The following is a 23,273-nucleotide window of genomic DNA, read 5'->3' on the forward strand; positions in this document are numbered from 1 at the left end:
CCAGGCGGCTTCGGCAACAGGCGGCGCGCTGCCGCGAAGGGTTGCCGGGCAAGGGATCGGGCGTATCCGGGGTGTCCGTAGATGCGTCCGCTGGTTGACATTCCATCGGTTGTATTACAACAATGCGGACACGCCGCGCCGCCTCGATGCAGTCCGATGAAACCCCGGCAGGCCGCCCGACCGCGCGATCCGCGCCCCCCCGATACTGGACGAGACACGATGAATTCACCCACCCCCTCCGTCAGCGAAACCGCGCTCGAACAACTGCGCCACGTCTCCAACGCGACGCTCACCACGCAGCTCTTCAAGCGCGGCTTGCGCAATGTGTTTCTCCAGGGCGTGAAGCCGCTGGTCGCGCCGGCGCCCGGCGCGCCGAATCTCGTCGGCCCCGCCTTCACGATGCGCAATATCCCGGCGCGCGAAGACCTCGACCAGTTGAGCGCCTTCCAGAACCCCGATCATCCGCAGCGCAAGGGCGTCGAAACGGTGCCGCCCGGCGCCGTGCTCGTGCAGGACTGCCGCGGCGAGCCGGCGGCGGCCTCGGTCGGCTCGATCCTCGCCACGCGGCTGAAGGTGCGCGGCGTGGCGGGCATGGTCTCGGACGGCCCGGTGCGCGACAGCGCGACCATCGCGGCGCTCGGGCTGCCCATCTTCTGCGCGGGTGCGTCGGCGCCGCTCAATCTCACGAAGCATCACACCGTCGATCTGAACGTGCCGATCGGCTGCGGCGGCGTGGCCGTCTACCCGGGCGACATCATCGTGGGCGACGCCGACGGCGTGGTGGTCGTGCCGCGGCATCTGGCCGAGGAGGTGGCGCAGGCCGCGTGGGAGCAGGAGGAACTCGAGCGCTTCATCACGTCGCGCATCGAAGCCGGCGCGCCGCTGGCCGGCACCTATCCGCCCAACGAGGCGACGCTGGCCGCCTTCGCCGAATGGCAGAAGACGCAACGCGGTTGAGCGCGGCAGGGACGACACGATGACGATCGAAACGGAGCGCGTGCCGGTGCGGCCGCTGGAGACGCATGCGGCGCATCGGGCCCATGAGGGGCGGCGTTCGTCGGTGGGCGAGTGCCCGGTCTGGCGTGCGCAGGAAAACGCGCTGTACTGGGAGGACATTCCGGCGCAAACGCTGGTGCGCTACGCGCTTGCCACCGGGCGGCGCACGGAGTGGCGCCTGCCGGAGCGCATCGGCTGCTACACCTTTGCGCGTGACGGCAAGGTGCTGGCCGCACTGGAGACGGGTCTCTTCGCGCTTACGCTGCACGAGCCGGCGGACGGTGCTGCGAGCGTTGCGCAAGGCACGCTCGACGCGCGCCGCCTCGCAACCGTGACGCACGAGGCGGCGCGCATGCGCTTCAACGATGGCCGCTGCGATCGTCAGGGCCGCTTCTGGGCCGGCACGATGGTGCAGGACGCGAGCGCCCCGCATCCGGCGGGCAAGCTCTATCGCTACACGGCGGCCAGCGGTTTGTCGGCGCCGGCGGTGGAGGGCCTGTGCACCCAGAATGGCCTCGCGTGGTCGCCAAACGGCCGCACGATGTATCTCTCGGACTCGCACGCTTCGAGCCGTCTGATCTGGGCATTCGACTACGACACCGACGAAGGCCTGCCGACGAACCGCCGCGTGTTCGCCGACCTGCACGACTATGCGGGGCGCCCGGATGGCGCAGCGGTCGATGCCGACGGTTGCTACTGGATCTGCGCGAACGACGCGGGGCTGCTGCTGCGCTTCACGCCCGCAGGCAAGCTCGACCGCCGGGTGGCGGTGCCGGTTTCGAAGCCATCGATGTGCGCATTCGGCGGCCCGGCGCTCGACATGCTGTTCGTGACGACGATCTGCCCATCCGAGGTGGGCGAGGGGGACGGGCTCGTGTTCGTGCTCGAGACCGGCGTGCGCGGACTGCCCGAGCCGGAGTTCGACGGCGCGCTTTGAGTGCCGCGCGCGGCTCCCGTTCGTTTGCGCCGGCGTTTGCGTTTGCGCTGGCGCTTTCGTTGCCGCGGCCACGAACCGGCGAGCCGCACGCCATATGACTTACAATTGGCGACACCCCTGACAACTCTGAACGCACGTCCGAACATGGCTGAGCAGAAAGCGCCGAACATGCCGGCGCGGATTTACAGCGACATCCTCAACCGCATCATCGAAGGCGAATACAAGGAAGGGGAGCGTCTGCCCACCGAGCACATGCTCGCGGAGCGCTTCGCCACCTCGCGGCCGACGGTGCGCGAGGCGCTTGCCCAGTTGCGCGCGGACGGCATCATCGCCACGCGCCACGGCTCGGGCACCACGGTGATGCGGCGCCCCGACCCGGACGTGCGCCGCTTCGCGCCGCTCGAAAGCTTGTCGGACATCCGCCGCTGCTACGAATACCGCGTGGTGGTGGAGGCGGGGGCGGCGGCGCTCGCGGCGCAAAAGGCCGACGACGCCGACATCGAAGCCATCCAGCGCGAGTGGGACAACCTGCAGACCATCATCGAGACTTCGGGTATCGGCGCGAAAGACGATTTCGCCTTTCACCTCGCCGTGGCCCGCGCTTCGAAGAACCCGTTCTTCATCACCGCGCTCTCGGGCATCCAGGAGCAGATGGTGTTCAGCATGAATCTTTCGCGCAACCTCTCGCTCGTGAAGTCGATCGAGCGGCAGCGCATCGTTCAGCAGGAACACCTCGAAGTGCTCGAAGCCGTGCGTTCGCGCGATCCCGAACGGGCGTCGCGGGCGATGCGCGAGCATCTCGAACACGCCGTCAGCCGCATGTTCGGATCCTGACCGCCGTCGCCGTTGGTCTCTTTCGCGCCGCGCGGTTTGCGCGGCGTGCCAGCATCAAAGCGTTCACCTAAACGCTCACCTAAGCGTTGACCTAAGCGTTCAGGTTGTCCTTTCACGAGGAGCGGCACCGATGCGTTTCAAGCTTTTGCGCTGCCTGGCGCTTGCCGCGGCACTGGCCGCGCAGCCGGCGCTCGCGTGGTCCGCCGGCACGCCGCCGCTGCACGCCGTCAAGACGATTGCCGGCGCGTGCTTGGCCGTTGATACGCCGCAGGGCCACGCCGACTTTCCGCTCTACGTCAGCGCGGACTGGACCGTGCCGCAGCCGCGCGTGAAGCGCGCCGTCATCGTGATGCACGGGCGCCTGCGCAACGCCGACGTCTATTACGCCTCGCTCGAACGCGCGCGTGCCGCGGCGGGTGTCGATCCGGCAACCACGCTGCTGATCGCGCCGCAATTTCTCGCCACCGTCGATACGGGCGCGTTCGGCTCGCCGCCCGACCTGCTGCGCTGGCGCGGCGACGCGTGGATGGGCGGCGAACCCGCGGAGGGCGCGGTGCCGGTGAGCTCCTATGCCGTGCTCGACACGATCGTCGAACGGCTTTCGGACCGGCATCTTTTTCCGGCGCTGAAGTCGGTGGTGTTTGCGGGCCACTCGGGCGGCGGCCAGTTCGTGCAGCGTTACGCCGAGGCGTCGCGGGCGGGCGACGCCTTGCGCGCCGCGGGCATCGACGTGCGCTATCTCGTGGCCAATCCTTCCTCCTACGCTTATTTCGATGCGCTGCGTCCCGACGCGAGCGGCGCGCCGGCGCCGTTCGACGCCTCGCAGTGCCCCCGCTTCAACGACTGGAAGTACGGTATGCAGGCGCGGCCCGCGTTCATGCAGGACCGCACGCCCGAGCAGATCGAATCGGACTACGTGAAGCGGCACATCGTTTATCTGATCGGCGGCAACGATACCGACCCGCAACAGTCGGCGCTCGACAAAAGTTGCGAGGCCGAGGCGCAGGGACCGCAGCGCATGGCGCGCGCGCAGGGATTTTTCCGCTACCTGCAGGGCAGGCATCCCGAAGGCCTGAATCAGGCCATGTACGTCGTGCCTGGCGTGGGCCATGACGGCGCGCGCATGCTCACATCAACGTGTGCATTGGCGACGATGTTCGACGTGGGAAGCTGCGCGAACTGAGATTCGGCGCGCATGCGGGCGGGGAAAGCGGCGAGAGCGGGGGAGAAAGCGACACGGGCCGGTCCCGCTTGCGCGAGACCGGCCCGATTCCGGCGACAGCCGGCGGCAAGCATTGCCGGCCGGCTGGCTACAGCTACATACAGCCTGGTGGCTTACACAGCCTGCCTGGCAGCGCGCGTGGCTTGTGCCGTTGCCTTCGTAGCGGCCTTGGTGGCTGCCTGGATGTTGCTTTCGGTGATATCGACAGCCTGCTTGGCCGCCTTGTTCACCGTTTCATAAGCCGTGTTCGCGGCGTTGATGGCCGACTTGAGCGCGGCGACGGCGCTTTCCGAGCCGGCCGGTGCGTTCTTCGCAGCGTTCTCGACGAACGTTTGCACGGCCTCTTGCTGCTGCGCCACGTGGGCTTCGGCGGCGCGCGTGAATTCCGATTGAGCAGCCGACACGATGTCGTACACGCTGCGGCCGTAGGCGAGCGCCTTTTCGGCGGCGGGCTGCGCGAAACCGGCTTGCAGGGCGAAGAAGCCTTGCGGGTCCTTGGCGCCGAGCGCGGCTTCGGCGTGTTCCTGGCCTTGTGCGAAGGCTTCGCGGGCCGTCTTCAGGTTCAGTTCTGCAAGCTTGATGGCGCCTTCGAATGCCTTGTTCGTGAGGCCGAAAAGGGCGTCGAAACCGGCTTTCTGGGTGGCGGCGAATTGTTCGGGAGTCGGCAGAGTCATGTCTTCGTTCCTGATGGGGAACCGGTTCGTCCGGTTCCGTTTGGAAAATGAGAAAACTTTCGTATCGATCACCGTCTCGCGGGTTTGTGCGTTGCAGCAATCTGACTCAATCATAACGCACCAAAATGGCGTGTCAAGAGAAATTTGTGCATCGCAACATCTCTGCAATCGATTGATTCGTATGGAAAATGCACCGCGCATTGGCTACCGGTGGCGGTGGCTCGAAAATGGGGCATGCCACTATCGGAAACCGGTCACGCGTGGCGGCGGGGCTGTCTTTGGGGGCGGGAGAGGTTGGCGCGGCAATTCCACAGGGTAGGTGAATGGGGCACGCGCAGCCAGCTTCCCGGTCCCTCGACCCCGGACGCCGGTGCCTCCGGAAAATTCAGGATCACTGAAGATATGCCGCGCGACATCAGGGTGGCGCAGTTCCAGCCGCTTTGTTTAAACCGTGCGCGTGCTGCGAACCTTGCCGAAGTGCAGCGCGAGATACACGCCGATCACGAGGGCGCCGGCCAGCGCCGTGAGCAGGTTCGCGAAGCCCCACATCCACGTTTGCACGTCGCCCATCGAGGTGCCGGGCACGAGCCTCGGGTGATCGATGCCGAGTCCTTCCACGAGCATCCGGTGGTGCGCCTCGACCACGTCGCCGTAGCCGTAGTGCGGAAAGCGTGCATGCAGGCCGTCGCCCGGTTTCGTCGAGCCGCCGCGGCCAAGGCCGTCCGGCATCACGATCGAATAAAGGATCACAGCCGTGTCTCCTTTGATAATCTTCTCGCGTGCATTGTGGCGCATCGCAGGCTCGGTGGCCGGCAGGTTTTATTGCGCTTTATGGCAAATATCTCTGTCGCGGGAATTGGGTAATTTAATTTCCGCTGCGCGGGCAGGACCGCCCGGCGCGCCTTTTGCGCAGGCGGGCGCGCCGGATGCGGCCCCGCGTTCTTCTGCAGCCGCTACTGCGAGGGCGCATAATGCGCTCGTCGATGTTCTTGTTGACGCGCGGCGTGGAATAAACATGCCGTGCCGCCCGTTATCACTCTCTGAACCGTCCATTTAACCGTTTCGGCAAGCCCACGTGAAAACCTCCCTGTCCGCTGAATCCGGTTTCGACAGCGCAGCCGGCGCCACGCAGAAGTACACGCGTGTGGCCGTGCTGCTGCACTGGCTGATCGCGCTCCTGATCCTCGCGAATATCGCGCTGGGTCTGAGCGCGGCGCTGTTGCCCGACGGCACGTTCTCCGACACCGGCATCCGCTTCGTGATCGACACGCACAAGTCGATCGGCATTACCGTGCTTGGCCTTGCGATCCTGCGCGTGCTGTGGCGCCTCACGCATCGTCCGCCGCCGCTGCCCGCGGAGTTCCCGGGCTGGGAGCGCGCCGCGGCCCATGCCGCCCATATCGCGCTCTATGTGCTGATCTTCGCGATGCCGCTCAGCGGCTGGCTGCACGACTCGGCCTGGGTTGCCGCCGCCTCGCATCCCATGTATCTGTTCGGGCTCGTGCCGTGGCCGCGCATCGGCTTCATCATGAACCTCGACCCGGCCACCAAGGAACAGTTGCACTCGCAGTTCGGCGCGCTGCATACCGCCTGCAGTTACGCGCTTTATGGCGTGCTCGTGCTGCATGTGGCGGGCGCGCTCAAGCATCAATGGATCGACCGTCATTCGGTGCTGCGCCGGATGATGCCGTAAGTGCGGGAAGTACAGGAAGCACAGCAAGCACGGGAAGAGAACGCCTTGAACAACACGCTTGAACAGGCGCTTGCGCGCACTTCGCCGCGCATCGTGCCGCCGCCCACGCCGCTCGCGAGCATCGTGATCCACCTTGGTGTCATGGTGCTCTGGTTTGTGCTATTTGCACGCGCCTTCTTTTTGCAGGGCGTGGTTGCGTGGTCAACGGGCATTGCCTATGTCGTGTACGACACGCTGCTGCTGCTCTTCGTGGCGTGGAAGGCGGCCGTGCTGCTCCGGCCGCCCGTCGCCGCCGTGAGTGCCACCGCGGCCGGCGATGCCCCGCTGCCTACGCTCGGCGTGATCGTGGCCGCGCACAACGAGGCGGCCGTGCTGCCCATCACGCTCGATGCGCTGTTCGCGCAAAGCCTGCCGCCGCAACAGATCGTGATTGCCGACGACGGCTCCAGCGACGGCACGGCGGCACTGCTCGTCGAACGCTACGGCCTGGCCGACCCCGGCGAAGGGCAACTGAGCGCACCTTCCGCTCAATACCCGACGCTGCGCTGGCTGAAGCTGCCGCACGGCGGCAAGGCGCGCGCGCTGAATGCGGCGCTCCTCGCCATCGATACCGACACGCTGATGACCGTCGATGCCGACACGCTGCTCGAAGCGGACGCCTGCGCGGCCATGGCTCGCGCATTCGGCGGCGAGCGCGCACTCGTGGCGGCGGCGGGCTTGCTCGCGCCCGTGTGCAACACGTCGCTTTCCGGCCGCTTTTTCCAGTGGTTCCAGACCTACGAATACATCCGCAACTTCATCTCGCGCTTTGCGTGGATGCGCGCAGACAGCCTGCTGCTCGTCTCGGGCGCCTTCGCGTGTTTCCGGCGCGACGCGGTGATGGCCGTGGGCGGCTTCGATCCGCGCTGCCTCGTGGAAGACTATGAGTTGATTCATCGCCTGCGCCGCTACTCGGCGCGCGAGGGCCTCGGCTGGGACGTGCGCGTGATCGGCGCGGCCCGCGCGCGTACCGACGCGCCGGGCACGCTCACGAGCTTCCTGCGCCAGCGCCGCCGCTGGTTCGCGGGCTTCCTGCAGACGCAGTACTGGTATCGCGACATGACCGGCAACCGGCGCTACGGCAAGCTGGGCCTCATGATGCTGCCGGTCAAGGCGTTCGATACGGTTCAGCCCATCTACGGGCTCACGGCCTTCGCATTGCTGCTCGGGTTTCTGTTCGACGGGCGCTTCACGATCGTGCTGCCGGTGCTGGGCGTGATCGTCGGCAAGATCGTCATCGACCTCGCATTCCATCTGTATTCGGTTCATCTATACCGGAAGTGGAGCGGCGACAGCGCGAGTTCGAGCTTCGGCATGGCGTTTCTCGCTGCGGTCTTCGAGCCGTTCTCGTTTCAGCTCATGCGCCATACGGGCGCGGCGATGGGCTGGCTGCATTTCCTGCTGGGCCGCCGCAAGTGGGGCGCGCAGGAGCGCACGGGCCTGACTTCGCCGGGCAACGGCGAGCGTGCCGCGCCGTCACGTTAATGCATGGCGCGCCGCGGTAGCGCGCGATTCGTCTGACCTGAGCGGCATCTGGCTTGCTCCCCCGAAGTAATGCCGTCACGCAATTTGCGTGGCGGCCGCTTCAGCCGATCCGGGAGAGAAGTCATGCAATGCTTGAGACTCATAACCCTCGTTTTGCCGCTCGCGCTGGCGGGTTGCCTGTCGTTCAGCAGCAGCGATCCGAGCCCGCCTCAGCGAGAAACGGTGGTGGTGCCCCAGTCCTCCACCGTGCCGCCGGGCACGACCTGCACGACGCCGTGTTGATCGCCGGGGCGACTCGTTGATGCGCTGCGCGCCGATGGGTGCGCCCGCATCGAGATTCGATTTGCTTCGTCCCGCCTGATCCCGCTTCGTCCCATGAAGCAGCGAGATACAGGCGGCTAAGGGGCATCGGGTGCGTGTGCCGCGGCCGCGCGCGCTTCGCCCATCAAATGGCCCGCGAATACGGTGTCCGCCACGCTTGCGAGACCCGCCGAGCGCAGCGCGCGCGCCGTCCACGTATTGCAGGTGTGCAGCGCATCGTAGGTTCCGGTTGCCGCGAAATAGAGACTGCCGGGATAGGGACCATCGGCGAGTCGGAGCGGACCGTTCGCGTTGTCCGTCTCGATCGAATCGCGCAGGAAACGCTGCAGGCCACTCAGGCCCGCATCCGAAACCGGCGCTTCTATGACGTTTTCCTTACCGAACGCTACTTCGGGTGCTGCGCGCAGCACGGTCATCAGAATGGCCGCGCGGCTCGGCAGCAACGCACCGAGCATGGTGAGCGGATCGTGCTTGCGCTCGACCACGTACTGGCGTTCGCCGAAGCCGAAGCACAGCGTAGTCGCGCCGTCGAAGCCGCGCGCGAGTGCGAGTGTCCAGGCATCGGCATCGCGGGTGCGCAGGCACACGTCCGTGTGCCAGTCCCGCTGCACGACGGCGATAGCGGTCTGCGCGGCGCGAGCGTTTCCCGTATCGATGGCGGCAGGCATCGGCGGATCGGCAGCCGCGCACGCACCCAGCGCCAGCGACAGCAGCGCGAACCAGATTACGCGCCGTGCATAGCGGCTGCGCAGCGTCGCAGCGGTCGCGCTACGTTCGTGCATGACAAGACCTTGTTCGCGGTGCGGCCCCGGCACACCATCGCAAGCGAGCGCATGCATCGTGCCCGCGCATTGCAGCGTCCGCGTGCGGTTTGCACCAGATTGAGGCGGGCGTCGCGCGAATGTTCCGAAGCGCTCAGGCGGGGCGCATAATCGTCATCGGCATTGCACCATTCATGCGCAGAATTCGTAGCCGGAGATGGCATATCACTTGCTTTTCTGGCATGACCGCAACACGACGTCGCAATTCATGTGACGAAACGTGAGTCGCGGCTGCCTATACGCGCGAGAACAAGCCGATGCAAGTCTATGACGAAATGCGCGAGGAGGGCGCGGCGCGCCCTCATTACGAGCGGTTCCAGCGCTGGCTGGACCGCCAGACTGGCGAGACGATGGCGCGCAAGCGCACGGAGGCGGACCTGCTGTTCAGGCGGGTCGGCATCACGTTCGCGGTCAATGGCGACCTGTCGGGCACCGAACGGCTCATTCCGTTCGACCTGATACCCCGCGTCATTCCCGCCGACGAGTGGAGCCTGCTGGAAGCCGGTTTGCGACAGCGGGTGCGTGCGCTCAACCTGTTCCTCCACGACGTCTATCACGATCGCAACATCGTGCGGGCCGGCGTGATTCCGCCGGAGCAGGTCTATACGAATGCGCAATACCGGCCCGAGATGCAGGGCATCGATCTGCCGCTCGGGATCTATGCGCACATCGCCGGGATCGACATCGTGCGCGACGGACGCGACGGTGCGTTCTACGTGCTCGAAGACAATCTGCGCGTGCCCTCCGGTGTCTCGTACATGCTCGAAAACCGCAAGATGATGATGCGGCTCTTTCCCGAGCTTTTCGTCCAGCACAAGGTTGCGCCCGTCGCGCACTATCCGGACCTGCTGCTCGACACCTTGCGTTCGGTGGCGCCCGATGGCGTGGACGATCCCGTGGTCGTGCTGCTCACGCCGGGCATGTACAACTCGGCGTATTTCGAGCACACCTTTCTCGCGCAGCAGATGGGTGTCGAACTCGTGGAGGGCAAGGACCTCTTCGTGGACGACAACTACGTGTTCATGCGCACGACCCAGGGGCCGCGCCGCGTGGACGTGATCTACCGGCGCGTGGACGACGATTTCCTCGACCCGCTCGCGTTTCGCGGCGATTCCGCGCTCGGCGTGCCGGGTCTGCTCACGGCGTACCGCGCGGGCCGCGTGGTGCTGGCGAACGCAATGGGCACGGGCGTGGCCGACGACAAGTCGATCTACCCCTACGTGCCCGACATGATCGCGTTCTACCTGGGCGAGAAGCCGATCCTCAACAACGTGCCGACATGGCAATGCCGGCGCCCGGAAGATCTCGCCTATACGCTCGCGCATCTGCCGGAGCTCGTGGTGAAGGAGGTGCATGGCGCGGGCGGCTACGGCATGCTCGTGGGGCCGGCCTCCACGCGCGAGGAAATCGAGGCGTTTCGCGAGCAGCTCGTCGCGCGCCCCGCCAACTACATTTCGCAACCCACGCTGTCGCTCTCCGCGTGCCCCACCTTCGTCGAAGCGGGCATTGCGCCGCGCCATATCGATCTGCGCCCGTTCGTGCTCTCGGGCAAGACGATCCAGATGGCGGCCGGAGGGCTCACGCGCGTCGCGCTGAAGGAGGGCTCGCTCGTCGTCAATTCATCGCAGGGTGGCGGCACCAAAGATACCTGGGTGCTCGAATGATTTCACACGCGCAACCCCGACAAGCACAGGAGCGACCATGCTGAGCCGCACCGCCGATCACCTGTTCTGGATGGCCCGCTATATGGAGCGGGCCGAAAATACCGCGCGCATGCTCGACATCAATATGCGGGCGCTGCTTCTGCCGGGCAGCACGGACAGCGAGGCGCGCACGCATCGCGCCGTGCTGCGGATTTCCGAGCTCGAGCCCGCCTTCGACGCGCGCCACGAAGAGATAACGAGCTCGAACGTGCTGCATTTTCTCGTCGCCGATCCGACCAACCCTTCGAGCATCTATTCGTGCCTGCAGGCGGCCCGCGAGAATGCGCGTGCGGTACGCGGCACGCTCACGACCGAATGGTGGGAGACCATCAACGAGTCGTGGCTGCAGTTCGCCGAGCGCCTGCGCGGCAACGAACTTGCTACGCACCCCGAAACGCTGTTCGAGTGGGTGAAGTTCCGCTCGCATCTCTCGCGCGGCGTGACGCTCGGCACGGCGCTGCAGGACGACGCGCTGTTCTTCACGCAACTGGGCACCTTCCTCGAACGGGCGGACAACACGGCGCGGATTCTCGACGTGCGCTTCGTGGAAGTGGACCAGGCCGATTCGCGCTCGGCGGCGCGGCAACTCGAAGACTTTTACTACTGGACTTCGATTCTGAGCTCCGTCTCCGCGCTCGAAATCTATCGCAAGGTGTATCGCGACGTGGTGACGCCCGCGCGCGTGGTCGAACTGCTGATCCTGAACCAGCAGATGCCGCGCTCGCTGCTCGCTTCCATCGACGGCGTGTGCGCGAACCTCGCCATGCTGCGCACGGACAGCTCGCGCGAAGTGGAGCGCACCGCGGGCAAGCTGCGCGCCGAACTGCTCTATGCGGACCTGCGGCAGATCTTTTCGGTTGGCGTGCACACGTTTCTCACGCAGTTCCTCGCGCGCGTGTACGAACTGGGCAACCAGGTCGCGCGCACCTACCTGATGATGCCGGTCGGATAGCGGCCCTTGCGCGCGTTTATGCGCGCATGCGCAGGGCCGGGCCGTTCCATCCACGCAGCATCCAGAGGACTCTTCGTCATGCAACTCGCGATTCGCCACGACACCGTCTATCGCTACGAAGCGCCGGTGCACTACTCGATCCAGCAACTGCGGCTTTCGCCGCTCACCACGCCCGCGCAGATCGTCACGCAGTGGCTCGTGGATGCGCCGGGCAAGCTCGACGCAGGCCGCGACGCCTACGGCAATGCACTGATGACGCTCGTGCTGACGCGGCCGCACAAGGAAATCCGCCTGCGCGTGCGCGGCGAGGTGGAAACCGTGCCGCTGCCGGACGGCCGCCTGCCCGAGGGCGAAGGGCCGATACCGATGCAACATTTCACCTCGCCGACCCGGCTGACCGAAGCCGACGCGGCACTGGCCGACTTCGCGCAGAGCCTGCGCTCGCTCGACGACGCGGCCGGCCTGCTCGACACGGCGGCGCGCGTGACGGAGCGCATCCGCTACGAAGCGGGCGTGACGGACGTGACCCACTCGGCCGCCGATGCGTTTGCTCTGGGCCGCGGCGTGTGTCAGGACCACGCGCATGTGATGCTCGCGCTGTGCCGGGCGCGCGGGGTGCCGGCGCGCTACGTGAGCGGCTATATCGATCCGGGCGACGTGCCGGAGATGGCGAGCCATGCGTGGGTGGACGTCTGGATCGACAACGGCTGGGTGACCGTGGATGTCACGCACGCCTGTTTCGCAAGCGAAAAATACTGCCGTATCGCGGTGGGGCGCGACTACGAGGCGGCGGCGCCGGTGCGCGGGCGCCGCGTGGGCGGCATGGGCGAGACCATGGACGTGAGCGTGGAAGTGAACGTGCAGGCGTCGCAACAATAGTTTTCCCGAATTAACATTGGAAAACATCGGAACGACGATAATGGCGTGAGGTTTCGCATGGGAAACGAAAGCGCGCCAAGGCGGGGCGGAGGAGTCGCATGACGTATTGCGTAGGGATGGCGGTGCAGGAGGGGCTCGTGTTCCTCTCGGATACGCGCACGAACGCGGGAGTCGATCACATCAGCACGTCGCGCAAGATGACGGTGTTCGAGGATCCCGGCGAGCGCGTGCTGGTGCTGCTCGTGGCCGGCAATCTCGCGATCACGCAGGCCACGCTGCACGTGCTGACCGAGCCGCAGGACGGGGCGCGGCCCACGCTCTGGAATGCGCCGACGATGGTGGAAGCCGCGCGCATCGTCGGCGAGGCGGTGCGCGAAGTGCATCGGCGCGATGCCGATGCGCTCAAGAATTTCAATATCGAATTCAACTGCAGCTTTATCCTGGGCGGCCAGTTGCGTGGCCAGCCGATGCGGCTGTTCCAGATCTACGCGGCCGGCAACTTCATCGAAACGTCCAGCGTCAATCCGTACTTCCAGATTGGCGAGTCCAAATACGGCAAGCCGATCATCGACCGCGTGCTGACCCCGCATACGCCGCTCGACGAGGCGGCGAAGTGCGCGCTGATTTCGATGGATTCCACGCTGCGCTCGAATCTTTCGGTGGGGCTGCCGCTCGACCTGCTCGTGTACGAGCGCGATTCGCTGCGCGTCACGCGCTACGCCTCGCTCGACCAGTCGAACGACTACTTCGAGATGATCCATAACACGTGGGGCTTGCGTTTGCGCCAGGTCTTCGGCGAGATTCCCGATCCGCAATGGACCGACGAAGCCGGGGTGCCGCGCGGCGAACGCGCGAGTCTGCCGGCCGTACCGCGGCCGCCGCTCGACGGGCCGGTGCCGGAAGCGCGGCCGGCCCAGACGCTCGCGCAGGCCCAGCCGCAGTCCGGCGCGCCGGGCACCGTGCCGCCCGCGGCGCGCGAACCCTGAGCGACGGCGGCGCGCGACGCCCACTGGCTGACGCGTTCGCCAGCCATCCGCCCCGAAAATTTCATACCGGCACCTCGCGCCTGGCCTGTCTTGGCGCGGGGGGAAACGGTATGCTCCTCTCTCGTGAACCGTAGCGCGCCGCGAGCGATCCGTCCCGAGACAAGAAGGAGAGAGGCCCGATGAAGCAGAACGACACGCAGCCCGAGAACCCGAACGAGGGTGCCGCCCTCGATGCGCAGTCCGACCTGGCGGGGTCCACGGGCCCGGATGACCCGGCGCGCCGCCGCGTACTCACCGGCATTGCCGCGGTGGGTGTGGGGCTCGCGCTCGGCGGCTGCCAGACCTCCGAACTGAACGCAGCAGGCGCCCCGCGCGGCGGTGCCGACCCGCGCGCCGATGCGGCGCTGCGCGACCAGGTGCGCCATATCGTCGTGATCTATGCGGAGAACCGCAGCTTCGTCAATCTGTACGGCGGCTTCCCCGGCGTGCAGACGCCGCTTGCGAGCGTGAGCGCCGAGCGCTACACGCAGTTCGACCGCGACGGCAAGACGCCGCTCGCGCAGTTGCCGAAGATCTGGGGCGGGCTCGTGCCGCAGGCGCAGGAACGCGACGGCAAGCGCTACATGATCGGCGAAAAGGCGATCACCGGGCTGCCGAACCAGCCGTTTCGTATCGTGGACACGCAGGGCCAGCCGTTGCCGAACGGAATCATCACGCGCGATCTGGTACACCGCTTCTACCAGAACCAGATGCAGATCAACGCGGGCCGCAACGACCAGTTCGCGGCCTGGGGCGATTCGGGCGGCCTCGTGATGGGCTACTACGAAAACTCCGCGCAGACACTGCGCCTCTGGGGACTCGCCCAGCAGTACACGCTGTGCGACAACTTCTTCATGGCGGCCTTCGGCGGGTCCTGGCTGAACCACATCTTCCTGATCTCGGGCGCGGCGCCTTATGTCGCCGATATCCAGAACGGTCCCGCGAAGCACCTCGTTTCGGTAGTGGAGGGCGACGATCCGCTCGGCACGCGCCTGAAGCTGGCACCGAACAGCCCGGCCTCGGCGCTCGACGGGCCGCCGAAGTTCGTGCGCGACGGCCTCTTCACGCCCGACGGCTACGCGGTGAACACGATGGCGCCGCCGTATCAGCCGAGCAGCGTGCGCCCTTCCGAGGACGGCAATCCGGCGCTCGCCGACCCTGCCAATCCGCGCGTGCTGCCGCCGCAGACCTTCGCCACGATCGGCGACCGGCTTTCGGCGAAGGGCGTCGACTGGGCCTGGTATAGCGGCGCCTGGCAATATGCGCTCGACCATCGCGACACCGGCGCCGTGCCCGATTTCCAGTATCACCATCAGCCGTTCAATTACTTTGCGAGCTTCGCGCCCGGCACGGAGGCCCGCGCCCGCCACCTGCGCGACGCGGGGCTCGGCGACGATCCGGCGACCAACCGCCTGCTCGCGGACATCGATGCGGGCCGGCTCCCGGCCGTGACGTTCTACAAGCCGCAGGGCAACCTCAACATGCACGCCGGCTACGCGGACGTCGAATCGGGCGACCGCCACGTGGCCGCGGTGATCGAGCATCTGCAGCGCAGTCCGGCATGGGCGAACACCGTGATCGTGATGACGCACGACGAGAACGGCGGCTGGTGGGATCCGGTCGCGCCGCCCATCGGCGACCGCTGGGGCCCGGGCTCGCGCGTGCCTGCGCTCGTAATCGCGCCGTTCGCGAAGAAGGGCTATGTCGATCACACCCTGTACGACACCACGTCGATCCTGCGCTTCATCACGCGCGTTCACGGGTTGACGCCGCTCGATGCGGTGGCGGCTCGCGATCGCGCGTTCATCGCGCGCGGACAGACGCCGCCGGGCGATCTCACCGGCGCGCTCGATCTGGCCTGAGCACGGTGTGGAGGCCGCGGGTTGCCGATGGGAAACCCGCGGCGAGCAGCCGCGGGCAGCGCCGGGTCAGCCAGCAAAGTTGTCGTCCGCTCAAGGAGTTGGCGGCGTTCCCGCCAGGTTATCAACAGGCTTATCCCAGAAATCTGTGGACAAGCTTCGCGGTGCCGGCGCGCTGCGCGTTATCCGGCGCCGGGTGCGAATTTCTTTTCAGATCATGAGGTTGGCGGCGCTGTCCCGAACTTGCCCACAGGGCTCTCCACTGAAACTGTGGATAAAGGGTTCTCGCTGCGTTTGCTTCATCGGACAATTCTTTTATCCCACAGTCTGGAATTGATTGGTTCTACCAGGGAATTCCGGTGGCGCCGCAGGGCCAAGGCAACGTCAACTAACCTCCTTCCGGCTCGTGCTGCCCCGCACATGACAGCGCCGAACAAAATCTTCTCCATCAACAACTTGAGTCTGCTGTCCAGGCGTTACCCACAGGGCTCTCAACAAAATCTGTGGAAAACCTGCCGCCTCGTTTCCCATGCGCAACGCATGATGATCGATGCGCGTGCCCGCGAGTATCCGCGCCGCCCGGATGCTGACTGCCCGACCGGCTTTCTTGCGCAAGCGCGCGGTTCCACCCGATAATCGCTTCCGATACGGCCCTCACGCGGCACTGCGCGCGTTGCCGGCCCACCCCCGTCACTACAAGTCGCGCCGTGCTCAACTACTCGCGCTTTGCCGGTCTTCTGCGTATCCCGGGTTTTCTGCCGCTCGCCGGCGCCACGCTCATGCTCGGCGTGGCGATGTCTTTCACCGCCCCGTATCTCTCGCTCTTCGGCGTCGAACGCGCCGGCATGTCGCCCCTCAGGCTCGGTATCTTCATGACCGCCATCGCCACGAGCGGCGTGATTGCGAGTACGGCCGCCGGGCGCTTCAGCGATGCCACCGGCAAGCACCGGCTGCTGCTGCTCGTCTCGCTGTGCGCAGCCACGCTCGGCTATCTGTGCCTGTGCATCGTGCGCGACTACCGGCTGCTGCTCGTGGTCGGCATTGCGTTCATCGGAGCGGGCGGCTGCGCGCTTTCGCTCGTGTTCTCGTTCAGCCGCGCGGCGCTGCCCGCCGCCGACCACGCCGAGCGGACCTTTGCGAGCGCAACCTTGCGCACGATTCTTTCTGCGGCGTGGGTGTTCGGGCCGGCGGTCGGCGCGCTCGTGCTCGCGGCGGCCGGGTTCTATGGCCTCTTCCTGTTTGCGGCCGCGAGCTTTGCGGCGTGCGCCACGATTGTCTGGCGCATGCGCGAGCCGCGTCTCGACGAGCACGCCACGCAGCATCTGGCGCCGCGCCCGATGGCGGGGGAGGCGGATCGGGACGAGGACGCACAGTACGAGGGCCAGCCGCTCACGCAGGCCGAGGTCGAACCGGGCCATATGCCCGGGCGTGCCAGTGCGCGCCCGGCGTCGAAGCTGCGGGTGCCGATGCCCGAGGTGTCGTCGAAGGACATCATGCGCGCCGTCGTGGCGCTCACGCTGATCGGCCTCGCGGCGAATGCGACGATGATCGTGCTGCCGCTCTATATCGTGCACGGGCTGCACGGCACGCGGCTCGACGTATCGATCATGCTGGGCCTCGGCGCGCTCATGGAGATTCCCATGATGCTCGCGCTTGGCGCGCGCGCTTCCGTGCTCAACAAGCCGCGCTGGCTGGCCGCCTGCGCGATCGTGCACGCCGTGTATTTCGTGGCGATGTCGGCGGCGCCCGGCGTGAACGCGCTGATCCCCATGCAGATGCTCAACGCGTTCGTGGTGGCCGTCACGTCGTGTCTCGGCATGACCTACGTGCAGGACCTCATGCCCGAGTCGCCGGGCCGTGCCACGGCGCTTTTCTTCAATGCGGCGCGGCTGGGGTCGATTCTTTCGGGTGTGCTTTCCGGCCTGCTGGTGCAGGCTTTCGGCTATCGCGGCACGTTTCTGTTCTGCGGCGTGCTGGCGGTCTGCGCGCTGGTGCTCTTTGCCGTACCCGGCGAGCAATACCCGGTGATCGCGCGGGCGGTGCGCCGCTTCGTCAGGGAGCGGGTAGGGAAGCGCTGAGGCCGGAGGAGACGGGCAGCTCCGCCGACGCAGCGCGTCAATCGATCAGGAATGCAGATAATCCTGTGGCAGCCCTACTGAACAGCGGCAACGTCCCGCGCCGCGACGGCATTGGCGGCCGTTGCCGCAACCGTGCCGAAATCCTCCGCATCGACGTCGTAGCCCGAGGGTTCCCAGCGCACCGCGAGGAGCGCCGCGAGCCCGCACAGCGGCGCGATGGCGATGATCCAGAAAACCCGCGTGCCCAGCGCGGCGGCGAGCACGGGAAACAGGAACAGCGAGACGGTGGAGCTCGCGCGCATGAGCGTCTGGTTCAGGCCCACGCCCACGCCGCGCAGCGAGGTCGGATAGGAGAGCGAAGCGAAGCTCATGCTGTGCGAGCCGGGGCCGATGCCCTGGCCGAACAGGAAGGCGGCGAGCAGGGCAACGGCAATCACGACTTCCACCGCCGCCGAAGGCTTGCCGACGATCGCGAGCCCGACGAGCGCCGCGAACTGAACCGCGTAACCCCACACGGTCAGCTTCCAGGCCCCCAGGCGCGGCACGGTGCGCACGGCGATCAATCCGCCGACGAAGGCGAAGCCGAGGTTCAGCACGAGCGAGGCGAGGATGGTGGTGAGCATCGACTGCGCGAGGAAGCTGGAGAGGATCACGGGTAGCCCGAACGCCACCGCGTTATAGGCGAATGCCGACGCCACGCCGATCACGGTGGCGAGCACCGTGCGCCGCGTGTAGACGCCGCGCAGCAGCGCGCCGTAGTTCCTGAGCGAGGCGGCGCGCCGGCCTGACCCTGCCGCCTGGCCGGGCACGCCGGGCACGCCGGGCACACCGGGCGCAACTTCGGCGTCGATGCCGTACGAGCGCTTGAGGATGCGGGCCGCTCCGGCCAGGTCGCCCTGGTTCGCCGCCCAGATCGGCGACTCGCTGATATAGCGGCTGCGCACGGCGATGATGGCGAGCGCCGGAACGGCGCCGAAGCCGAGCGTGAGCCGCCACAGCAGGTGCGAGTGCGAGGCGGGCAGCGTGGCGAAGAGCGCGAGCACGAGCAGGTACGAGACGCTGATCGCCGCGTACCACACGGGACACCACATGGCGACGCGCGCGGCCTTGTTGCCGCGGCCCGCAAGGCGCGAAAACTCGGCGAGAAACGCCATCGCCACGGGCAGGTCGATGCCCACGCCGAGTCCCATCACGAAGCGCGCGCCGCCCAGCACCCACGCGTTGGGCGCGAGCGCGCAAGCGATTGCGGCGACGACGAAGAAGAACATGTCGGCCATGAACACGCGATAGCGCCCGATGCGGTCGGTGAGAAACCCGCCGAGGAACGCGCCGACGATTGCGCCGAAAGTGATGGCCGAAGCCACGAAGCCGGTGCCGGCCGGGGTCAGCGAGAATTCGCGGGCGACGTCCTTGAGGCCGAAGGCGAGCGCGCCCAGGTCGTAGGCGTCGAGGAACACGCCGCCCAGTGCAATTGCGACGACGATGCGCGCGTTGCTGCCGCGCGCGGCGCCCGCGTTGACGAGTTGCGAGACATCGGCGGCCGAGCGGATCAGCGCGCGAGGGCCGGAAGGGGACGAGGCGGAGGCAGACATGCGGAAGCGGGCAGAGGCGGGCAGAAGGGGGGAGCGCCAGGGGGCGGCTAAACCCCGCATGCTAACGGCGGCACAGGCCGTGCCCAAATCGTTTTTCGTAATTTGCTCATACCCCCGGCGCGACGGGGCGAGCCGGTCGATACACGTCATTCAGCGCACGTCAGTGCATATAAGTCACGCGGCGCGGCCGCTCACTGAGACGCAGCCCCGCGTCGAGCAGCGCGATGGCGAACCAGCGCGCCGACTTGAGCATGCCCGAGACGCTCGGCATGGGCAGCCAGTCGTTGAGCAGTTGCACGGCGGCTTCGCTGCGCGTCGATTGCAGCAGCGCGAGCGTGCGCAGGAGCGAGGCTTCGTCGGTGGCGAGCTCCGAGGCGCAGCGGCAGCGGGTGTCGAGCGGGCGCGACGAGGCGCGGCACAGCGTGCCCATCAGCAGGTCGAAATGGCCGATGCCGCCCATGGCGAGGCCGGCGTCGGCCAGCACGCCGCGCCAGCTTTCCTCCTTGCCGTAGGCGTCGCAGTGCGGGCGCAGCCAGGTGCGGACCGCGCGCAGAACCGTCTGCTCGGCGCTGTCCGGATGCTGGGCGAACGAGTCGTCGAGCAGTGTGTCGTTGCGGTTGAACGGGGCGATGTAATGCATGAGACCTCCTCGCGGCCGGAGTGGGTGCGTCGTCGGGTGCCGGAGTCGCCGGCGTGGGCTCCATGATGGGGCATTCCGTTCTTAAATGCAAATGATTCTCATTTGAGAATTCTATTGGGATCGAGGCGGGCGACTGGGGAGAGGGGATATGACGAAGTCCGGAAGGGACTCTTGCGTGCGCGGTGCTTAATTCCGGGGACGCAAGAGGCTACATTGCCAGCGTGCGTAGAGCAGGAGTCCCTGGCACATAGTGAGAGTTTTGGCCCCGGCCCGCACGGCCGGGGCCTTTTTTCGTTGGATTCCGGTGCCGCGAAACCCATCCGGGTCTCGTATCCGACCGGGTAAGTTATTTAAACGAAAGAAACAAGTAAGGTATTATTCGGGCCGCGGCAAATGGCCACCCGAGTCGCCAGGGTGCCCGAAACGCCCCCGGAGCCCCGGTTTTTTGGTCAAAAAGGTTGTGAAAGCGGTTGTTTGCCGTTTGAGGTGAATCAAAAAAATGAAACAAAAACAATGGCTTGAAAGAAGTCTCAATCTGTCCTGTATTGTTGCGCTGCAAAACCCCTATATCCCGTTTACCCTTGTTAACCCTTGAGCGTGTGTCGTTCTTCGCCGAAAAGCTGACAAATAGATTACATGCGACCCGGCTCGAATTTCATCCCGCGACAATCTTTCAATATTCTTTCGCGCCTTGAGGCGCGTATGTGGCGCTGTGCGCCAGGCGTTTTTAAGGTCTTGTGAAATGCAATCCGTCCCGTTCTTGAGTCTGGCGATCTGGATTCCGATCCTGTTCGGCGTGGTCGTACTGCGCGTGGGGTCCGGCCGTGCGCAGCGCGCGCGCTGGGTCGCGCTCGTCGGCGCCGTCGTGGGCCTGCTGCTGACCCTGCCGTTGATCGCCGGTTTCGACAACACCGTCGCCGGCATGCAGTTCGTGGTGTTCCGCAACTGGCTGCCCGACTTCGGCGTGGCATGGCGCCTCGGGATCGATGGCATTTCGCTGTGGCTGGTCGTGCTGACGGCCTTCACCACGCTCGTGATCGTGATTGCCTCGTGGAATTCGATCACCGTGCGCGTCGCCCAGTTCTTCGGCGCGTTCCTGATCCTCTCGGGGCTGATGGTCGGGACCTTCGCGGCGACGGACGGCATGCTGTTCTTCGTGTTCTTCGAAGCCACGCTGATCCCGCTGTACCTGCTGATCGGCGTGTGGGGCCATACGCACCGCATCCACGCGGCCGTGAAGTTCTTCTTCTTCTCGTTCGGCGGCTCGCTGCTGATGCTGGTGTCGATGCTGTATCTCTACAGCCAGTCGCACACCTTCGACATGGCCGCCTGGCACAACCTGCAGCTTGGCCTCGTTCCGCAGATTCTCGTCTTCATCGGCTTCTTCGCGGCCTTCGGGGTGAAGGTGCCGATGTGGCCGCTGCACACCTGGCTGCCGGACGTGAACCTCGAAGCGCCGACGGGCGCCACCGTCATGCTCGCCATGCTCAAGCTGGGCGGCTACGGTTTCCTGCGTTTCACGCTGCCGGTCACGCCCGACGCCGCGCACTTCTTCGCGCCGGTCATCATCGCGCTCTCGCTCGTCGCCGTGGTGTGGGGCAGCCTGCTCGCGCTGGCGCAGATCGAGATGACCAAGATGCTCGCGTACTCGACGGTCGCTCACATGGGCCTCGTCACGCTCGGCCTCTTCCTCTTCAACCAGATCGGCACCGAAGGCGCGATCGTGCAGATGATCTCGTACGGCTTCGTGTCGGGCGGCATGCTGCTCGCCGCGGGCATGCTGTTCGACCGCACGAAGACGCGTTCGATCGACGCCTACGGCGGCGTGGTCAACACCATGCCGCGCTACGCCGCCTTCTTCATGCTGTTCGTCATGGCCAACGTGGGCCTGCCTGGCACCTCGGGCTTCGTGGGCGAGTTCATGGTCATCATGGGCGCCATCCGCGTGAACTTCTGGATCGGCGCGCTGGCCGCGACGACCGTCATTCTGAGCGCTGCGTACACCCTGTGGATGTACAAGCGCGTGATCTTCGGCGCAGTGGCAAACAAGAGCGTGGCGAAGCTGGCCGACATCGGTGCGCGCGAGATGCTGGTCTTCGTTTCGCTCTCGGCGCTGGTGCTGGGAATGGGCCTGTATCCGAAGCCCTTCACCGACGCGATCGAATTGTCGGCGGCGAATCTCGTCGCGCAGGCCAGCCGCTCGAAGCAGCCGACGGACGAGGCCGCATCGGGAGACGCGGTGCGCACCGGCGCGGATGTCCACGCGCAGCGTTCGCCGACATGATCACTGAAGTTTGACCGCAGGCGCGCGCGCCGTCCCGTATCGCAAGATGCGGCGCGGCGCGCGCGTCCGTGTAGAAAGGTTTCGAATAGCAGGGCGTTTCGAAAAAAGCCGCGGCGGGATTGGCGGCGAAACGGAGCAGGGCCAGATGCGCAGACGCTCGCCACGAGTGCGGCAGCACGCGGCGAACGTGTGCGACAAAGTGTCTCAGTTTCGTTTCGGCAAAGATCATTTTCCACATTCATTGCTTGTCAAAGATCAAAGCGGCTGTATGATGCGGGCGCGCTTCCTTTGCTGGACGTCAGGGAATGTGCCCGGAACCACTCAATGAATGAAATTCAGGCAAACGTGATGAAAAGAACAACCTTGAAAAGGTTATTGCTTCCCGTTGGAGCCGGATTGGCCGCGTGTCTTTCCGGTTGCAGCAATCTGGAAGTCCTCGACCCGAAGGGAAGCGTCGGGCTGGCCGAGAAGGAGCTGATTGCGACTTCGACGTGGGCGATGCTGATCGTGGTGATTCCCGTGATCGTGCTGACGCTCTGGTTCGCGTACCGCTATCGCGCGTCGAACCGCAGCGCCACCTATGCACCGAAGTGGTCGCACTCGACCGCCATCGAAGTGGTGGTCTGGACCATCCCCACGCTGATCATTCTGTTCCTCGGCGTGCTCACGTGGAAAACCACGCACGAGCTCGACCCTTACAAACCGCTTGAATCGAGCGTCAAGCCGATCAACGTCGAAGTGGTCGCGCTGGACTGGAAGTGGCTCTTCATCTACCCGGATCTGGGCATTGCTTCGGTGAACCAGCTGGCCGTGCCGGTGGGGACGCCCGTGAACTTCAGCATCACGTCGGATTCGGTGATGAACTCGTTCTTCATCCCGCAGCTCGGCACCCAGGTCTACGCGATGGCAGGCATGCAGACGCGCGTGCACCTGATCGCGGACCAGGCGGGCGACTACGCCGGCCTCTCGGCGAACTTCAGCGGCAAGGGCTTCTCGGACATGAAGTTCCGCACGATCGCCACGAGCCAGCAGGATTTCGACGCATGGGTCCAGAAGGTGAAGGCGTCTTCGACGCAGCTTTCGATGGATGAGTACGCAACGGTTGCACAGCCGACCGAGAAGGCACCGGTTCAGTACTTCTCGACGGTCGATCCGAAGCTCTTCAACAACATCATTGCGAAGTACAACAACGGCCACGTCACGAATTTCAGTGACCCGTCGTGCGTGACCAAGGGGTAA

At 65.9% G+C, this 23,273-nt stretch carries 20 protein-coding genes; 15 read left to right on the forward strand and 5 right to left on the reverse strand.

Features of this window, described 5'->3' with window-relative positions; all coding sequences use genetic code 11:
* The first annotated feature begins 219 nt into the window (after window positions 1-219).
* The 4 genes from BFE01S_RS02475 (at window position 220) to BFE01S_RS02490 (ending at window position 3,950) form a co-directional block, all read left to right on the forward strand.
* Window positions 220-957, forward strand: coding sequence for a ribonuclease activity regulator RraA (locus tag BFE01S_RS02475; RefSeq protein WP_028224233.1), 738 nt, complete (start codon window positions 220-222; stop codon window positions 955-957).
* A gap of 19 nt (window positions 958-976) precedes the next feature.
* Window positions 977-1,933, forward strand: a complete 957-nt coding sequence (locus tag BFE01S_RS02480; protein ID WP_084169464.1) for an SMP-30/gluconolactonase/LRE family protein — start codon at window positions 977-979, stop codon at window positions 1,931-1,933.
* A 144-nt stretch (window positions 1,934-2,077) separates the two neighbouring features.
* Window positions 2,078-2,767 carry a FadR/GntR family transcriptional regulator gene (locus tag BFE01S_RS02485; RefSeq protein WP_028224235.1) on the forward strand — a complete coding sequence of 230 codons (690 nt, stop codon included), beginning with the start codon at window positions 2,078-2,080 and terminating at the stop codon, window positions 2,765-2,767.
* A gap of 130 nt (window positions 2,768-2,897) precedes the next feature.
* On the forward strand, window positions 2,898-3,950 hold the full coding sequence (locus BFE01S_RS02490; RefSeq protein ID WP_028224236.1) for a hypothetical protein: 1,053 nt from the start codon (window positions 2,898-2,900) through the stop codon (window positions 3,948-3,950).
* 152 nt (window positions 3,951-4,102) lie between these two features.
* Here BFE01S_RS02490 and BFE01S_RS02495 read toward each other — a convergent pair whose 3' ends face one another.
* Both BFE01S_RS02495 and BFE01S_RS46465 read right to left on the reverse strand, forming a co-directional pair.
* A complete protein-coding gene (locus BFE01S_RS02495) occupies window positions 4,103-4,663 on the reverse strand; it encodes a phasin family protein (protein ID WP_028224237.1) in 561 nt (186 codons plus the stop codon).
* Between the two features lie 444 nt (window positions 4,664-5,107).
* Complete coding sequence (locus BFE01S_RS46465; RefSeq protein ID WP_407668173.1) at window positions 5,108-5,413, reverse strand: alpha/beta hydrolase family protein; 306 nt, start codon at window positions 5,411-5,413, stop codon at window positions 5,108-5,110.
* A gap of 325 nt (window positions 5,414-5,738) precedes the next feature.
* Between BFE01S_RS46465 and BFE01S_RS02505 the strand changes: the two genes are divergently transcribed.
* On the forward strand, window positions 5,739-6,356 hold the full coding sequence (locus tag BFE01S_RS02505; RefSeq protein ID WP_245621009.1) for a cytochrome b: 618 nt from the start codon (window positions 5,739-5,741) through the stop codon (window positions 6,354-6,356).
* Window positions 6,357-6,401: 45 nt separating this feature from the next.
* Entirely contained in the window at window positions 6,402-7,880 is a 1,479-nt protein-coding gene (locus BFE01S_RS02510; RefSeq protein ID WP_028224240.1) for a glycosyltransferase, read from the forward strand.
* Window positions 7,881-8,278: 398 nt separating this feature from the next.
* Here BFE01S_RS02510 and BFE01S_RS37100 read toward each other — a convergent pair whose 3' ends face one another.
* Window positions 8,279-8,983 carry a DUF2459 domain-containing protein gene (locus BFE01S_RS37100; RefSeq protein ID WP_042337097.1) on the reverse strand — a complete coding sequence of 235 codons (705 nt, stop codon included), beginning with the start codon at window positions 8,981-8,983 and terminating at the stop codon, window positions 8,279-8,281.
* Between the two features lie 296 nt (window positions 8,984-9,279).
* On the opposite strand from BFE01S_RS37100, the gene BFE01S_RS02520 reads away from it, so the two are divergent.
* From BFE01S_RS02520 to BFE01S_RS37105, 7 genes are all read left to right on the forward strand, one after another.
* The gene (locus BFE01S_RS02520) at window positions 9,280-10,686 is read left to right on the forward strand and encodes a circularly permuted type 2 ATP-grasp protein (RefSeq protein ID WP_028224241.1); all 1,407 of its coding nucleotides are present in this window, start codon (window positions 9,280-9,282) and stop codon (window positions 10,684-10,686) included.
* Between the two features lie 37 nt (window positions 10,687-10,723).
* Window positions 10,724-11,677 (forward strand): alpha-E domain-containing protein, encoded by a 954-nt coding sequence (locus tag BFE01S_RS02525; RefSeq protein WP_028224242.1) that lies wholly within the window; start codon window positions 10,724-10,726, stop codon window positions 11,675-11,677.
* A 78-nt stretch (window positions 11,678-11,755) separates the two neighbouring features.
* Window positions 11,756-12,556, forward strand: coding sequence for a transglutaminase family protein (locus BFE01S_RS02530; protein ID WP_028224243.1), 801 nt, complete (start codon window positions 11,756-11,758; stop codon window positions 12,554-12,556).
* A gap of 98 nt (window positions 12,557-12,654) precedes the next feature.
* Window positions 12,655-13,542, forward strand: coding sequence for a proteasome-type protease (locus tag BFE01S_RS02535; RefSeq protein WP_028224244.1), 888 nt, complete (start codon window positions 12,655-12,657; stop codon window positions 13,540-13,542).
* A 179-nt stretch (window positions 13,543-13,721) separates the two neighbouring features.
* On the forward strand, window positions 13,722-15,443 hold the full coding sequence (locus BFE01S_RS02540; RefSeq protein WP_084169466.1) for an acid phosphatase: 1,722 nt from the start codon (window positions 13,722-13,724) through the stop codon (window positions 15,441-15,443).
* 417 nt (window positions 15,444-15,860) lie between these two features.
* On the forward strand, window positions 15,861-16,076 hold the full coding sequence (locus tag BFE01S_RS43860; RefSeq protein ID WP_156966876.1) for a hypothetical protein: 216 nt from the start codon (window positions 15,861-15,863) through the stop codon (window positions 16,074-16,076).
* Between the two features lie 71 nt (window positions 16,077-16,147).
* The gene (locus BFE01S_RS37105; protein WP_042336987.1) at window positions 16,148-17,518 is read left to right on the forward strand and encodes a sugar efflux transporter; all 1,371 of its coding nucleotides are present in this window, start codon (window positions 16,148-16,150) and stop codon (window positions 17,516-17,518) included.
* Window positions 17,519-17,592: 74 nt separating this feature from the next.
* Here the strand turns inward: BFE01S_RS37105 and BFE01S_RS37110 are convergent, their stop codons facing one another.
* Both BFE01S_RS37110 and BFE01S_RS02555 read right to left on the reverse strand, forming a co-directional pair.
* Window positions 17,593-19,110 carry an MFS transporter gene (locus BFE01S_RS37110; RefSeq protein WP_042336989.1) on the reverse strand — a complete coding sequence of 506 codons (1,518 nt, stop codon included), beginning with the start codon at window positions 19,108-19,110 and terminating at the stop codon, window positions 17,593-17,595.
* A gap of 160 nt (window positions 19,111-19,270) precedes the next feature.
* A complete protein-coding gene (locus BFE01S_RS02555; protein WP_028224246.1) occupies window positions 19,271-19,750 on the reverse strand; it encodes a hypothetical protein in 480 nt (159 codons plus the stop codon).
* Window positions 19,751-20,492: 742 nt separating this feature from the next.
* Between BFE01S_RS02555 and BFE01S_RS37115 the strand changes: the two genes are divergently transcribed.
* Together BFE01S_RS37115 and cyoA are read left to right on the forward strand one after the other, a co-directional pair.
* Window positions 20,493-22,034: a complex I subunit 4 family protein gene (locus tag BFE01S_RS37115; RefSeq protein WP_042336991.1), complete on the forward strand. Its 1,542-nt coding sequence runs from the start codon at window positions 20,493-20,495 to the stop codon at window positions 22,032-22,034.
* 348 nt (window positions 22,035-22,382) lie between these two features.
* On the forward strand, window positions 22,383-23,273 hold the full coding sequence (gene cyoA, locus BFE01S_RS02565; RefSeq protein WP_042337099.1) for a ubiquinol oxidase subunit II: 891 nt from the start codon (window positions 22,383-22,385) through the stop codon (window positions 23,271-23,273).

The sequence above is a fragment of the Paraburkholderia ferrariae NBRC 106233 genome (assembly GCF_000685035.1).
Taxonomy (GTDB): domain Bacteria; phylum Pseudomonadota; class Gammaproteobacteria; order Burkholderiales; family Burkholderiaceae; genus Paraburkholderia; species Paraburkholderia ferrariae.